The sequence below is a fragment of the Bradyrhizobium sp. BRP20 genome (assembly GCF_020194215.1).
GTDB lineage: Bacteria > Pseudomonadota > Alphaproteobacteria > Rhizobiales > Xanthobacteraceae > Bradyrhizobium > Bradyrhizobium yuanmingense.
This window is the reverse complement of sequence record NZ_JADYVY010000018.1, coordinates 58,655-73,131: the sequence shown is the minus strand read 5'-3', so window position 1 is coordinate 73,131 and position 14,477 is coordinate 58,655. Positions and strand designations below refer to the sequence as shown.

The following is a 14,477-nucleotide window of genomic DNA, read 5'->3' as shown; positions in this document are numbered from 1 at the left end:
GCTGTAATTATTCTGATCAGGACCTTCCTGCGAGATCCGCGCAAATCGCATTGTCCTGACCAGGTGACCCCCACGCCTCTCAACGCGGAAGGTCGCCGGCCAGCGGCAGCATCGTACGAGCGGCGAAGCGCCGAAATCGCCGGAGCTGAGGGGACGGACCTCTCAATACGAGCTCTAATCTGTGAAAGAGTTGCAGCCCGGTCGATTGTTCGACGACTGTCGCTGGAAGCGGCCAGGGATCGATGCCATCCATCGTTCTGCTCTCCCGACGGCATCTGCGCAACCCGCGCTCAGTCAAGCAGTAGGGTTCCGCGCCCCGGAAGTTGATCAATGGATTGCCACGGCCTTGTCGGGTCGCGATAAATTCATCCGATAAAGATGGTATGTGTGCCAAGCACCTTGTGGTCATACAAAACGCATTCGAGCGCGCAAAATGCGTTCGGCAATAGCGGTGGGCGCTGTATCGAAGCGTTGAACACCCTTGGGCCCCTCCCGACCGCCAAAATGCAGGGCAAGGTCTTCCTGGTCACTGCGGAGAAGACTGACTCCAAAGCTGCCGCTGGCGAGGATCTGATCATGTGCCTCGCAGCGGGCATTGATGCCAACGACCAGGCACGGCGGCTCCATGCAGATGGACGTCAAAGAACTCACCGCCAGTCCACGTCGTCCGGCTGCCGTTCCGCTCGTCACGATGGCGACACCCGCTGGCCAGATTGCGCATGGTCTGACGGAACTCTGTCGGTCGGATAGACGGCATTTCAAACTGGTGGCTCATGATCTGCCTCCGGACTTGTACCCGATTCCGACTTTTATCCGTATTGGGCGGCCCCTAATAAGGTATCCGGTGTCGGAATTACGTGACGAGCAAGCTCAGGTCGAGCTCGGCTATGACTTCGATGTCCTCTGGATTAGCTGAAGTCATGACCAGACGGACGTGCAGTATCTCACCTTGTTACCGGGATCGGCGATTGCAGCGGCAGAACTGAGAATTGCCGCCGCCAGGAGTTTCAATAGGACCCTTCTCAAGCAGAACCGCGCTGAGCGGCCGCCGACGCGCCAGCGCACACAGAGTTGTGGTCGCGATCCGACCAGCTGGGCTGGAACCTCGCTGGGCCGCCGCGCGGAGGGGATGATGCCGATTTCGGTACCGGCGCGCCTACCAGAGTTTCTCCGCATGTAGACGGCATCGGCGTACCTAAAGCGCCTTTAGGAGAATACGTTTTTTTGCCTCGAGAAGATGCTTATCCAGCGTCGCGTGCAGCGCTCCCCGCAACTGCGGCGGGATCGAGCCATCTGTATCGATCAATTCTCGGAACTTCCGAATGATGTGTTCTAACACTGCAATAGATCCTTGTGCTTCAACCTTCAGCCAGGACATCATCGATTTTCTCCTTTGGCGCGCGGCGCGCTTCCTCGTGGGTCCTCACCTCGGCAACTCTGGCTGCAACAGACTCTCGTCGAAAAAAAGTTGGCGCTCGGGCCGCGTGCTCAGCGCGACTTGCTTTGATGAGGGCGAGCGCAGGCGGCGCACGCTCCTTGAAATCCCGCAGAAGTGACGCGCATTCGCGCCTGCAATACTTTCGCGCTCGTGAGCAACAGTCTTGGTCGGAATACTGGAACATCGGCCAGCTCGGCTGTCACGCGTTCGAAACCGCGATCAGGCGCTTCAGTCGAGCGGCTGCGGCGCCGCCATCAAGTGATACTTGTCCAAGTGCTACGCCTTCCCGCAGGGTCGAGGCCCGCCCGGCCACGACCAATGCCGCCGCCGCGTTCAAAAGCGCAGCGTCGCGAAATCGACCTGGTACGCCATCAAGCACATTTTGCAGCGCAACGGCATTAGCCTCTGCATCGCCGCTCTCCAGCGCGTCGCGGCAGCGGGGGAGCCCGGCTTCTTCCGGCGTCACTTCGAAGGTGCGGACTATACCCGCCTCAAGCGCAGCAACAAAGGTTGGACCGGTAAGGGTTATTTCGTCGAGCCCGTCCGAGCCATGAACAACCCATACCGACTCGGCACCGAGGTTCTTCAAGACGTACGCCAGAGGCTGGACCCATTCGGGAGATAATACCCCAACGATCTGCCGCTTGACCCTGGCCGGATTGGACAGAGGCTCGATTAGATTGAAGATCGTGTGGATTCCAAGTGCTGTCCGGATCTGGCCGACGCGCTGCATCGCCGGATAATGGGCCGAGGCAAACATGAAGCCGATGTTGGCTTCCTGTACACAACGTGCAATAGCTTCAGGCTTGAGATCGACCTTCACGCCGAGGCGCGCCAACACGTCTGCGACGCTTGAACCCGAAGACGCAGCGCGGTTGGCATGCCTGGCGACAGGAATGCCGACCCCGGCGACGATGAAGGAAGCACACGTCGACACGTTGACCGAATATATAGGGGTGTCGTTCGTGCCAGCGATACCGACGGGGTCGCATGCCGCCTCCACGCGCAGCATTCTATTCCGCATCGCGGAGGCGGCCCCGGTGACTTCTTCGACCGTCTCGCCCCGGACCCGCATCCCCATCAACAAGCCACCGATTTGCGAGGGAGTCGCGTAACCCGACATCACGCTGTCGAAGGCTGACGCAGTTTCCTCGCGCGTCAGAGTGGCGCCGCTGGCAACTTTGCCAATGATTGATCTAAGCTCTTCCATCGAACTTTACACGTTCCTTGTTCAAACCTCGATCTCTTCCGCGACGTTTGAGGCGGCAGTCGGTTGAGTGTGGGCGCCCTCGGCGAGGCTACAACCTGACGCTACGTGAGGGTCAAGCTCTCCATTTCGTGCCGTCGAGAGGAGGTCGTCGGCCAGTAGAACACTGTAGTTTCTTGATGCCAGGACCGATGGCACTCTCTCGCGCCCGCTTGCCACGCCCGCAGCGGCCTCTTTACCGCGGTGTTCCGACCGGATCACCGCCAAAGCCTTTTAGCGTCGGGCGCCGCCGTCGTGGAGCATTGAAGCGGCTTCCTCGACCTGCTTCGCGAGTATTGGTGCTGGGGAGATGGAGCCCGATCTCAGCTGGGCTCTACAAAATAACGCCACCTGATTGTAAATGAAGGTGCGCAGGACAGCCTTCATAGAGCGATCGACGCGTCCCGTTGATCCGCGCGCATGAAGCGGTGAGCCAGCCGTGTTCGGTCCTGCCTTACAGTCGGAATACGCCGCATTGCGGCGCATCGATCGGCGCATTGAGCGAAGCGCTCAATGCGATTGCGAGGGCAGTTCTGGTATCGACAGGATCAAGAATGCCGTCGTCCCAGATTTCCGAGGTCGCATAATAGGCACTTGACCGCTCGCGATATTCTTCAAGAATTGGTGCTCGAATGGCTGCCAATTCCTGCTCCGAGAGGCGCCCTCCGGCGCGAGCCAATTGTCTCGCCTTGACGTGTGTGAGAACTCCGGCGGCCTGCTCGGCGCCCATCGCAGATATCTGAGAATTCGGCCAGCTGAACACGAATCGAGGATCAAACGCGCGTCCCGACATAGCGTAAGTTCCTGCGCCGTGCGAGCTATTGCAAACGATCGTAAACTTCGGCACGGACGCTCCGGACACCGCCATGATCAGCTTGGCGCCGTCCTTGGTGATCCCACGCCGTTCATATTCGCGGCCAACCATAAAGCCAGTTACGTTCTGCAGGAAGAGCAGGGGCGTCCTGTTCTTGTCGCACAGTTGAATGAAATGAGCCCCCTTTAGCGCGCTGTCGCCGAACAGCACGCCATTATTGGCAATGATCCCGATTTGATATCCATAAAGCCGCGCAAAGCCGCACACGAGTGATGTCGCATACCGCGGCTGGTATTCTTGAAATCGGCTGCCATCGACCAGACGAGCGATGATCTCTCGCATGTCGAACTGCGCTCGCGCGTCCTTTGGAATGATACCGTAGAGTTCGGACGCACTATAGGCGGGCGGCTCGGGGGCCACTCGATCGATCGAGGTCTTCGCCGGTTGGTGGAAGCGAGCAACGACGTCGCGGGCAATCGCAATCGCATGGATTTCGGAGCTTGCAAAGTAATCACAGGTGCCCGACACGCTGGTATGCATGAGAGCGCCGCCAAGTTCGTCGGCGGACACTTGTTCGCCGGTGGCAGCCTTCACGACCGGAGGGCCGCCGAGAAAAATCGCTCCAGTGCCTTCGACGATAATGTTGTATTCACTAAGCGCAGGGACGTAGGCCCCTGCCGCGGTGCAGTGGCCCATGACGATGGCGACCTGCGGCACCCCCATCTTCGAGAGAACGGATTGATTGCGGAGAATTCGACCGGCATGGTAGCGATCAGCAAAGAATTCCGCCTGCAAAGGCAGAAATCCGCCGGCGCAGTCGCACAGGTGAACCACCGGCAGACGGTTTTCGATGGCTATATCCAGTGTCCGCACGATCTTCTTGACCGAGAGTGGATACCATGCGCCGCTCTTCACGCTGGCATCGTCGGCATGAACAATAACCTCTCGCCCCGCCACAATGCCGATGCCGACAACCTGGGCGGCGCCGGGCACCTCGCCGTCGTATGCCTTGTTAGCGGCCAGCGTCGAAAGCTCTAGGAACGGAGTTTCCGGATCGAGCAAGGCCGCGAGCCGCTCACGAACAAAAAGTTTATTCTGCCGACGCAGCCGCTCGAAGTCCCGCTCAGGCCTGTGGAAGCGGGCAACGCGTTGGCGCTCTTTCAATTCGGCGGCAAGTTGTCTGTTGTGCAGGTCGTTGCGACGAAATTCCTGCGAGTTCACGTTCGCCACGGAACCGATCCGCTGCATTTCAGCGCCCTTCTTTAGAGAGCGTGACCAGCACAGCGTCGTGCTCGAAGCTCTCACCTTCCTTGACGTGAATTCGATGGACGATGCCATCCTGTGGTGAGCGTATGATCGTTTCCAGCTTCATGCTTTCAATCGTCATCAGTGCCATTCCCGCCGAGACCGATTGACCGGACGAAACTGTGATCGCAACAACAAAGCCGGGCATCGGCGCCCGGGCCTCCAAAGCGTGAGTCTCGTTATTGCCGGATGCGCACGCTCGCAACGGGTCGTTGTAGCGCAAAATGCGCGTCCTGCCGCGGATGTGGAGGTGAATTAGCTCCCCCTCGATGGCGAACCTGACCGGTTCGCTCTGGCCCGCAATGGTCAAGATGCCGCTACTGTCATTGCAATGGCTGAACGCGACAGGGGTAATCACCTGGTCTCGAAGATGGAGCCTGTAGTCTTGCTGGTTGGGTGAAAGCCACAATTCATGATATACGCCGTCGACCTCGAATGAGTGATACACGTCAATTTCTCCAACTACCGAGCGCTGCGTGAAACTCGGGCACGGCATCGGCCGACTCGCGGACCGGTCTTGTCAGGAGAGCCGCAGATGCCAGGAACGCAGACATTTCGGCAGCAAAGTTGTCGGCTGCGAGATGTGGATTTTCTTCTAGGTATCCCGTATGGAACTGACCGCCAAGAAATGCCTCGTCGCAAAGAATCCGGGCGAGCAAGCTCGCGTTGGTCTCGCACCCAAGTAGAACCAGTTCGCGAACGGCGCGGTAGGCTTTCAGAGCAGCCTCTATGCGGCTCGGTGAATGCACAATGATCTTGGCGAGCATGGGATCGAATGCCGCCGTGATGTGCTGGCCTTGCATGATGCCGCTGTCGATTCGTGCGCCATCCGGATACTCGAGAAGAAGTACTTTGCCGGTGGTCGGGACGTATCCGCGTTCGGGAGCCTCGGCGCAAAGCCTGAGCTCGATTGCATGCCCATTTGAAAGAATGTCGGACTGCGAAAGTGCAAGTTTTCGGCCCGCTGCCGCATAGACTTGTTCGGCGATCAGGTCGACGCCGGTGATCATCTCGGTCACCGGATGTTCGACCTGAAGGCGTGTATTCATTTCTAGAAAGTAGAACTCTCCGCCGCTGAAAATGAACTCGACCGTTCCTGCATTCTGATAGTTCGCTGCACGGGCGATGCCGACGGCGGTTTCGCAAATCCGGGTCCGCAATTCTGGTGATAGCGCTGGCGAGGGCGTTTCCTCGATGATCTTCTGGAAACGGCGCTGCACCGAGCATTCGCGCTCGAAGAGATGGACCAGGTTACCGAAGGCGTCACCGAGCACCTGTACTTCAATGTGTCTCGGTCTTTCGAGATATCGTTCAACATAAAGTCGGCCATCTCCAAAGTAGCGACGCGCTTCACTGCTCGCCTGCTCAATGGCTGCCTCCAACGTAGCGAGGTCGCGTACAATCCGCATTCCCTTGCCGCCACCGCCAGATGATGGCTTCACGAGCAAAGGAACTCCAATAGCCCGCGCTCTCGAAACGAATGTGGCCGGATCATCTTCCTCGATGGCGCAGGGTGCGACTGGAAAGCCGTTGCCTTGAACGAACTTACGGGCGCGGATCTTATCGCCCATTAGCTCGATCGCTTCTGGAGCGGGTCCGATGAATACAATACCGGCCTTTGTCACTCTACTGGCGAATTCCGCATTCTCGGAAAGCATTCCATAACCCGGATGTATCGCGCCGGCGTTCGCCTTGCGCGCGGCCGCGATGATCTGCTCGATGTCCAGATAGCTTGCGATCGGCGTGCGGCCGCTGATCGGAATAGCCAGGCCGGCCATTGAGACGGCCGGGGTTCCCGCGTCAACCTCATGGTAGGCAATTGCAGACCGAAGCCCAAGCTTGTTCAAGGTTTTGATGATACGTGCGGCTATCTCACCCCTATTGGCGATCAGAACGGTATCGAAGGGTAATTTATGCATTCGCCTATCCGGACAAGCGCGATTGAACCAGAGCGTCGGTCAATTGTAGGCGAGCCATGCTCGTCATCTGACCTCGGGTGACCGTCCTGCAGGTCAGGCTTGGACCACTTCTGTGGATGAGGCAAACGAACAGGCAGCACATCTTCACTTCGAGTCGCTGCTTTTTTTGCCAGTGTCGCGCACGGAGATCACGTAGCGACATTGCTGACTGAGGCTCGCTTGCTTGGATCTGAGGCAGGCAGTGATAGCGGTGCGATCTGGTATGTGGCTGCTACAAAGGCGGAACACGTCCTCCATGCAAGCCTCTTTCTCCTCTGCGGTCGGCGCTTGATCGCGCGCGTTGACCAGCCTGGGTATTAGAGCTGTCATTGCGACGGCAAGAGCGACGGCGCAGTAGTAGAGTGTGAGGCGCGAAGGCAGCTGAGTTCGTTGATTTTGAGTCATGATATCCCTTTAGGTCGGTCGGGCTGCGGTATTGTTCTTCCTGCGCGAAGCGCCAACATGACCTGTCAACCGCGAAACAAGCCGGAACTGCTTAAGTGCGGTGCCGGCAAGCTCGTCCTTTCTCTTTTGCGGTCTGACTGTACGGTGCTGGTCATCTGTCCGGCACGACGAAACGACACCTGCCCTAGTGGTGGAGCTCCGCGAAGAGGGGAAGCACTGGCGGGTGAGCTGGCCAAACAAGTGATCATTTCGGAGCTTTCGGTGATTGTGCGGTTGTGCATGCTTGGATGTCGCGAGGCATTGCTTGGGCGTGATATGTGCTTAGGTACTCTGGCTGAGCCTATCCGCCAGGCGACTAATGACGCCGTAGCCGGCCACGGGTTGAAGGGCCCGGGCCAGCTATCGCGAGGCAGAGAGATCAGGCAAAAGCCAGGTGCGCTCAAGCCACGGTTGATGATGCATTCGATCGTTCAGAGCGACCCATGATGGCGCGGGCCGAGACTGTGTTTGGTGTAGTCGCGCCTGTGTTCGTTGGGTGGGGTATCTGGGGCGGAGCCTCCGTCTTGCGTCCGTTCCGGTGAGGCTACGGTGATGGAAGCGCCTGCCGTGCAGATCTCGAAACGTGCGATTTCGTCCAGCCGCGACAGGAACAGCTCCGACGAAGCGCGGACAAGGATGCGCCTGGAAGATCTTATCGTTCTGATCGAGTCGCGCCAGGTGAGTTTAGGTGTTTGAAACATTCGCAATTCTCATGACGTGTCCGGACCGCTGGATTGTCGGACGTGGTTCCCACTTGTCCAGGATCGTACAATCTAACGCTAGGTCCGATTCAAGCCCCTTGTGCATCCCATCGTCTGAGGATGTCGGGGCTGTGCATTCTTCGTACGAGCCTCGGCTGCAAGGCGCACTTTTGTGTTTCAGAATAGCAGCTGTGCATGGCGACTGCCCGCTTCGGCAACCGCGGCCACGAGCGTCGCTGTTACGTGATTATACGGAGCGCCGGTGTCGCATTTCTTTGATCTGCCAATTGCATGCTCTCGGCATGAATCCGAAAAGTAAACTCTACCAGCCCGACCACTGGCGAGGCCGTGCGGAAGCAACGCGAAAGAAAGCGGAAGCGCTCGCTGACGGAAAAGCCAAAGACAGGCTGCTTAAAATTGCCGTGGAATACGACAAGCTGGCTCGGCGTGCCCACGTGTGGCGGATGCACAAAAACGAGGACGATACGTGGCCTGAGGAAGAGCTGTAAAGCGTCGCTGCGGATCATCAAAAGGCCCCCAGCCCGTTGATCGCTACCCGACCTAATGGCCCGCGCAAAATGTCGCTCAGCTGCAAGTTAGTGCCTGGAAGGGACGTTGAGGGGCACCGTGGGCCAAGGCATCCTGACGGTCCTGTGGCGCGCTCCTGATCGCGACACGTAGGTGAAGGCGGAGCAGGCCGCCTGCCCAACGCTCCTTCAAGTCTACTTGTTTAGTCAGCTTCTCGAAAGCTAATTCTCATATGACGAAAAATGCGGGATCCAGACCTCAATTTGAGTCAATGCGTCGCAGTTAAAGCGGAAGCCCGGATGACATCCGCGCGGGGACATGTTGAGCTGTTACAGGTCAGTGTTTGGCACTTCGTCGCGGCTGCAATGGCATATCAGTTTCGCCAATTCGAGATTTCTGCGGCATCGGTCAATATTTACTTTGCGCTCGTCGGAGGGGCGGATTTCCAGGTAGTCGCGCGAAGTGTGTCACTGGAACCAAGTCTGTGAAGAGGTCTCCACGTCCGATTGATGGTGCGCATACGGTGCGGCCGCGGCATGCGAGAGGCGTCGGTAAGCTCCGCGCGCCTTGGCATCCGCGAGATTATTTCAGAAGAGCGCTGCGATGATCCAGTAGATACCGGCCCAAAGCAGCGCATTTATGAGGAGTGCAGCCAGGAGCCAAAGGTTCCACCTCCTTTGCACCTGCCGAAAGCGACAATCGGCGCCGTAATGCTTGATCGGTTGTTGCTTTGGTGCGCGCCAATGCGTCATTTCATCAGACGTCGCGCTGGTCCACGGAAAAATGCCGGATTTTGCCTGCCTCGTACTACTCATAAGTTCGCGGTCCTCTTTCATAAGGAGAAGTCAGAATCGTTGTCTGAGCGCGGCGAGCATCCGGCCGATGGTATGCTCGTCGTATCGTCGGTGCATTTAAGGTCGGCGTTCCGTTGCCACAGCAATCTACATGCCACGACGGAGAAGTGTCGGCACCGCTTTGATGTAAGCAAAAACGCCTCTGTCGGGCGTTGGCGACACGGAACCGCTGTCCAAGGTCGGATTCGCGACGTCCATGTCTGAAAGACAACACCCGCATTAGCAGCAAAAGCGTGAGCGCTTCGCGAGCGTCATACCGTGAGAAATGCGTAAGAGCTGTATCGTAGTAGCGCGGGAAGAAGGCCGACGGTCGCACTCATAGAGATCGATTAATCATTGTTTCTGACCATCACCTTACGAGGAGACACCGAGATGGCAGGCGATCCGCTGGATGCTATCAGCTCGAAAACAGTTCTTGCTCGGCGTCAGCGGCTCTGGTGCAGGCCCGTTTGATTTGGTCCCGTACAATTCAATCGTGCTTACGTAGATGGCGCATTGGCACCGTTCAGACTCGACCGAAAGCTGCGAATGGCCAAGTACTGCGATCTCACCAAGCAGTAAGATCGCCGCGAAGCATCAACTGGTGCCAGCAGTGGTTTTGCGAGTCATCATGGAATGTGGATGTCAAACGCCACCATAGGGAGCATGCCATGATGACGACCAATTCATTGAAGAGGAGGTGACGGCCAAGAGCCGACAAGTTCTTGTGAAGAAGGTCACCATGAAACATGAATGGGCGCTAACGCTTGCTTGAAGCGGGCAAGAGCGATGGCGGACATTGCTGTTGCTGATGCGCGATCTGTTCGGCGACGTGCGACCAATACTGGCTGGCATCGATAAGTAAGATGATTCGCATGAGAGGGGCTTGATGGCACAGCTGCCTTACGAGCGGGAAGGTGCAATCGGCGGACTGATTCGCCATCGCGCAGATCGTGCTATCGCGCATGCTCAGGCAATCAATGGCCCTTGAGAGCGACCTTCGCCCACAATGCGAGTGTTAGAAGACTATAACAGGAGAACGAGTGATGATGAACATCTGCGGCTTTCTCAGATGGTGCGCTGAAAAGGGGTATAGGAGCGCTGGGCCGAGGATCGAGCCGGTTGACGAGTTGCGAGACAACGTCATCTGCGTCGAGTTCAAGGCCATCCGAGAGGCAAAGGAGCGGGCGTGCGGGCGCAGATGATAGAGAAGCTGGAGGCCGGCCGCGTGCAACACGGCCGGTTCGCTACCGTTCCGGGATCAGGCCCTTGCGGCGTGTTCCTCGTGCAGGGGCCTTGCGGGTGTGAACTAAAGATAAGTGGATTCGTCCGTCCTGGCTGGGAGCATGTCGCTGTCTCGACGCCGCGGCGCTGTCCGAATTGGGACGAGATGTGCTTTGTCAAAGACCTGTTCTGGGATGAAGAGGAGTGTGTCATGCAACTGCATCCGCCACATTCGCAGTATGTGAATAACAGCCGATATTGCCTGCACCTGTGGAGACCCACTCATCGCGGCATCCCAATGCCGCCGCCGAGCTTTGTGGGCATCGTTGGGCTAGGGCCATCAGAAGCCGCAATGTTGTTCGCCCAGATGAGCGCGACAGCATGATGAGCTGAGTTAAAAGGATATCTGAGCGGAAGATGAGGCCGAGCGGGTGCAGAAGCACCGGTTCGGCGCCGCCGGAACGCGGCGTCGCAAGCGGATATAGTCGCCGATCGCCTGTTGCACTGTGCAGGGGTGCTGAGCCTGAAATCGCTGTTTTCAAAGGAGCTGCTGATGGTGCACTGATCCGGTTCAAGAGATGTCTCGTATGCGCTTGGGACCAATTATTATCGAAGGAACGAATTGGAGTTCGGGTCTTGGTGGCATTCAAACCAGTGTTTGCAGTACCGTGCTGAACGCCGGTTCGGCAGCAACAAGGACGTCTCACCGGGCAGACGACTTGTCACGAGTCAATCACTGGACGATCCGACGAAGCGAAAAGCATGTGCCGACCGAATGGCATAACGCGAAATGCTGAGACCGAAGCCAAAGCGAAGGCCGAATTCAGTTTGACGAAGGCGCTGTCCAGGCGCCGCCTACGCCACGAGCCGGGGTCCGGTCACCCTGACGGCAGCGGAATTGCTCAAGCTAGGCCTACCGGTCGCTCTGCAAGAGCCGGTAGCTCGTCGGCACTACTCCTCATCTGAAGCGGGGCTGATGAGCAGAGACGGTCGAGTCGCCAAATAGCCAACTCGGGCGGTAGCTTCTCCAAGCCTATTTGGTTGTCAGCTCGTCGTCAGCTTGCCGCAATAGCATTCGCAGGCAGGGCGTAAGCAGCCCGCCCTCGCTCTGAGGAAACGTACGCTGAAGAGGCAGGCGAGCCGCCATGTATAATCGAGTTAGTGGTCAATCGACACGCCCTAATCAAACTAACGAACCGAGTCAGCCGGCAGACAGCAGCGAATTTGCGCAAACACTGATGGATCTCGCTCGACGGGAGAGCTCGTCACCTGGGGAATTGCCCGACAAAATGGGGCTCTGCTGCAGCAGGCCACATACCTCCGATGCAAACATTTACAGTCCAAGCACCTCAGATTCCAGCATAACCTCTCTGTCCTCCAGCTCAAGTCCATCCTCTCCAGCGAGGCCTATCCCTCCTCTGTTCGGTTACAGGACTGCTGAATTGTCCGAGGCCAATGTCAACGGCATCTGCGTTGGATTGGCAGCGGAGTGGATCCGCAATCTCCCAAGCAGTCCTTCATCCCGGATGAGGGCGCTGCGCCCGGGTACTGAAACTCACAGCTCAGCCGCAGTGCTGCAGCAGCGGTATGAACGCCTCAAGGCGGCGGAAAGTTCTCACAATTCTCAGGCAAGAAGCACGATGTTACGCGAAGCTGGCCTAGAGCCGTCCGCCGAACAAAAGCGATATAGGTTTGGTACATCTTCGCGCATTGGCCAGATCGTGAGCGAGGTCACCCACGATCCATCGATCTATTTGGTCAGCTTGCGATTCGCCGAAGGTGACGCCCACATGATCGCAACGTCTACATCGAATGGAATGACGACCCTCTTTGATCCTAACTATGGAGAGTTTACAGTTCGGTCAAATCAGATGGGTGAGTTGTTCAAAAGTCTTGCCGACCGCTACCGCAACCCGCCGAACGAACTTGATATATCGATGGTCGTCACACAGAGGATGACGTGAGTGTTGCGGAGGTTCCAAAACGGACCTTGCCGATCCCACGCGCGGATGCTTTCGCGATTAATGCCGGACAGCCGCGTCGCGTCCGACAGTGCAACACCAGGGCACGGAAGACGGATTGTGGCACCCTGAACGTGCGCCCGACGTGGTAGCGGAGCTCACCGGCGCCCTTCGGACGTTGGAGGGGCACGCTCGACGGAAGCTCTCTGGAAGTAGTGCAGCGAGGGGGAGAATATTCAGAGAGAGGCTGGCCGGTCACTCGGGTTCATGAGCTCGTGCCCTCGCGCGTCAAAGACTGAATGGGCTTCGCTTGCACGGAAGCAGGACCGTTGGCCCGTTAGAGCTTGCATGAAAGCTGGTTAGCTCCTCGCGTGGGGTTCGGCGCTTTTCGTCCTTGCGCTCAGGGCCAAGGGCGAGCATCACGCATCCAACACAGGCGGCACAAGCTGTATTTCGTCGGCTTCGGAATCGTCGCCGGCCACTTCTCTACTGACCTCGCCAGCCAAACAGCTGCTGTGGACGACAATGCATGCCGTCGCACCAGCGCACGACCGAGTCGACGCTCGCCACGAGCTCCGCAACAATCCGCGCCTTGTCCTCGTCGCTGCACTTCCGCTGACGTTCGGCTCTGGAGAAGACCTCAGCCCCGGAACCGACGCAGGTTCGTTCCAAGCCTGACGGTCAAACTTTGCATCGAGCTGGGCTAGAAGGTCATTTGACACTTCCCGAACAATGCCAGGTGACATGCGACCCGGAGCCCTCTCCGCGGAATGCGCGCAAGCTGGCTATTAGCTTGATCTGGAAGACGTCGCCCCGTGGTTTAGATATGATCCCAGTCTCACACCGGAAGCAGCGCGGGCGCGACTCGGCGCTGGTCGGGCTGGATGGATCAGACGCTGTCCCTGCCACGCCCGCACTGGTTGAAGTTAGCAGAAACGTGACTCGGCGCCCAAAAGCCCCACGCATACACGGAGCAAGCGCTGTCCCTACCACGCGCCGCTAACTTCAACGGCATTGTACACGGACTAGCTTTCCGAAAGCTGACGAACCCGACGCGATCAATAAAACGAAAGCGGCCGGTGTGGGTCGATGCTCCTGTCTGGAACCCCGCGTCTGTCCAGCGGACGTCCGACTTAAGGGTATGGTCAAGCATAGACACAAGCCGATCTCTTCAAAGAGGTCGTGAAACTCGCATGTGCCATGTGCCGCAGAAAGTGTCATCAGAAGCCCATCGATGTTTGCAAGGCGCGGCTCTGCGACATCATTCACGAAAGACGATCCATTATCTCTGCGACTTCGACGACAGCTGGGCCCATCCGATCAAGTGCGAAAAGTGATCCGACAACAGGCGAACGAACGGCCTTCCACTCTTACTCGATGCCGCCGGTCGTTGTCCTGATGTCTGCGGTGTGCCGGACTATGTCGGAATACCTCGATGTCATAGGTGACCCCTCTCGTCCCGAGCACGGACATATGCGTCCGTGCGGCCCAGAGAGATTCGATCGCCGCTTCATCGACCGGATAGCGCTCGAGGCCGCTGTCTCCGCATTGTCCGGAAAATGGAAGGCGCATAAGCGCTTCACGCGGGCCAAAATAGCCGTGAACGGCCAGTCAAAACGGGATCCGATCTACGCTTGCCTTTCACGGACCCCTCTTTCTCGACATTGTGGTCGGGTGTCACGTAGATGATACGATGCGATCGTGTCCCATGTCATAGTGCAACGGGCGGCGGGTCACGGCGTCCCGCGGCTGGAGCCGGGAGGTCAGTTGGCGATCGCCGGTAGGCTTGACGGTGGGATCATCGCTCAACGTTGCGATGGCTTCCAGTGTCATGTAACGGGCGCGCTGGACGGCCCATTCGTGGTTCTGCTCGGGCAGGAATTGCATCGATGAGGCGGACGATGGCGTCCTCGTTGGGGAAGATGCCGACCACCTCGGTCCGCCCGTTGATCTCGCCGTTGAGTCTTCGGCTTTCCGGAGTTGCATAGTCGCGCGCGGGACCACCAGGTGGAAAGAGGTCCGGCA

The 14,477-nt window shown here is 58.0% G+C and carries 11 protein-coding genes and 1 pseudogene; 3 read left to right on the top strand and 9 right to left on the bottom strand.

From position 1 onward, the window contains the following. Positions 1–405: 405 nt before the first annotated feature. On the bottom strand, positions 406–651 hold the full coding sequence (locus I6F33_RS31125; RefSeq protein WP_346656691.1) for a flavin reductase: 246 nt from the start codon (positions 649–651) through the stop codon (positions 406–408). On the opposite strand from I6F33_RS31125, the gene I6F33_RS31120 reads away from it, so the two are divergent. Next, positions 626–916, top strand: coding sequence for a hypothetical protein (locus I6F33_RS31120; protein WP_225145118.1), 291 nt, complete (start codon positions 626–628; stop codon positions 914–916). The genes I6F33_RS31125 and I6F33_RS31120 overlap by 26 nt on opposite strands. Positions 917–1,195: 279 nt before the next feature. On the opposite strand, the gene I6F33_RS31115 is transcribed toward I6F33_RS31120, so the two are convergent. The 5 genes from I6F33_RS31115 to I6F33_RS31095 all read right to left on the bottom strand — a co-directional run bounded on the left by I6F33_RS31115 (position 1,196) and on the right by I6F33_RS31095 (position 6,722). After that, complete coding sequence (locus tag I6F33_RS31115; RefSeq protein WP_225145077.1) at positions 1,196–1,381, bottom strand: hypothetical protein; 186 nt, start codon at positions 1,379–1,381, stop codon at positions 1,196–1,198. A gap of 256 nt (positions 1,382–1,637) precedes the next feature. Further along, positions 1,638–2,648, bottom strand: coding sequence for an anthranilate phosphoribosyltransferase (trpD, locus tag I6F33_RS31110; RefSeq protein WP_225145076.1), 1,011 nt, complete (start codon positions 2,646–2,648; stop codon positions 1,638–1,640). 490 nt (positions 2,649–3,138) lie between these two features. Beyond that, positions 3,139–4,746: an acyl-CoA carboxylase subunit beta gene (locus I6F33_RS31105; RefSeq protein WP_225145075.1), complete on the bottom strand. Its 1,608-nt coding sequence runs from the start codon at positions 4,744–4,746 to the stop codon at positions 3,139–3,141. A 1-nt stretch (position 4,747) separates the two neighbouring features. Further along, positions 4,748–5,251 carry a biotin/lipoyl-containing protein gene (locus I6F33_RS38530; protein ID WP_225142053.1) on the bottom strand — a complete coding sequence of 168 codons (504 nt, stop codon included), beginning with the start codon at positions 5,249–5,251 and terminating at the stop codon, positions 4,748–4,750. 1 nt (position 5,252) lies between these two features. Further along, the gene (locus tag I6F33_RS31095) at positions 5,253–6,722 is read right to left on the bottom strand and encodes an acetyl/propionyl/methylcrotonyl-CoA carboxylase subunit alpha (protein ID WP_225145074.1); all 1,470 of its coding nucleotides are present in this window, start codon (positions 6,720–6,722) and stop codon (positions 5,253–5,255) included. A gap of 1,035 nt (positions 6,723–7,757) precedes the next feature. On the opposite strand from I6F33_RS31095, the gene I6F33_RS31090 reads away from it, so the two are divergent. Beyond that, positions 7,758–7,901: a hypothetical protein gene (locus I6F33_RS31090; RefSeq protein WP_225145073.1), complete on the top strand. Its 144-nt coding sequence runs from the start codon at positions 7,758–7,760 to the stop codon at positions 7,899–7,901. A 244-nt stretch (positions 7,902–8,145) separates the two neighbouring features. Here I6F33_RS31090 and I6F33_RS31085 read toward each other — a convergent pair whose 3' ends face one another. After that, entirely contained in the window at positions 8,146–8,433 is a 288-nt protein-coding gene (locus tag I6F33_RS31085; RefSeq protein ID WP_225145072.1) for a hypothetical protein, read from the bottom strand. Between the two features lie 2,267 nt (positions 8,434–10,700). Beyond that, entirely contained in the window at positions 10,701–11,066 is a 366-nt protein-coding gene (locus I6F33_RS31080; RefSeq protein ID WP_225145071.1) for a hypothetical protein, read from the bottom strand. 570 nt (positions 11,067–11,636) lie between these two features. On the opposite strand from I6F33_RS31080, the gene I6F33_RS31075 reads away from it, so the two are divergent. Then, on the top strand, positions 11,637–12,455 hold the full coding sequence (locus I6F33_RS31075) for a YopT-type cysteine protease domain-containing protein (protein WP_346656689.1): 819 nt from the start codon (positions 11,637–11,639) through the stop codon (positions 12,453–12,455). A gap of 1,776 nt (positions 12,456–14,231) precedes the next feature. On the opposite strand, the pseudogene I6F33_RS31070 reads toward I6F33_RS31075, so the two are convergent. Continuing rightward, a pseudogene (locus tag I6F33_RS31070) lies at positions 14,232–14,418 on the bottom strand (transposase); the annotation flags it as partial. Between the last annotated feature and the right edge of the window lie 59 nt (positions 14,419–14,477).

Excerpts from the sequence above, each read along its gene's own strand:
- I6F33_RS31120 (WP_225145118.1), top strand. The coding sequence starts at position 626 with ATGCAGATGGACGTCAAAGAACTCACCGCCAGTCCACGTCGTCCGGCT.
- I6F33_RS31115 (WP_225145077.1), bottom strand. The coding sequence starts at position 1,381 with ATGATGTCCTGGCTGAAGGTTGAAGCACAAGGATCTATTGCAGTGTTA.
- trpD (WP_225145076.1), bottom strand. The coding sequence starts at position 2,648 with ATGGAAGAGCTTAGATCAATCATTGGCAAAGTTGCCAGCGGCGCCACT.
- I6F33_RS31105 (WP_225145075.1), bottom strand. The coding sequence starts at position 4,746 with ATGCAGCGGATCGGTTCCGTGGCGAACGTGAACTCGCAGGAATTTCGT.
- I6F33_RS31095 (WP_225145074.1), bottom strand. The coding sequence starts at position 6,722 with ATGCATAAATTACCCTTCGATACCGTTCTGATCGCCAATAGGGGTGAG.
- I6F33_RS31090 (WP_225145073.1), top strand. The coding sequence starts at position 7,758 with ATGGAAGCGCCTGCCGTGCAGATCTCGAAACGTGCGATTTCGTCCAGC.
- I6F33_RS31085 (WP_225145072.1), bottom strand. The coding sequence starts at position 8,433 with ATGATCCGCAGCGACGCTTTACAGCTCTTCCTCAGGCCACGTATCGTC.
- I6F33_RS31075 (WP_346656689.1), top strand. The coding sequence starts at position 11,637 with ATGTATAATCGAGTTAGTGGTCAATCGACACGCCCTAATCAAACTAAC.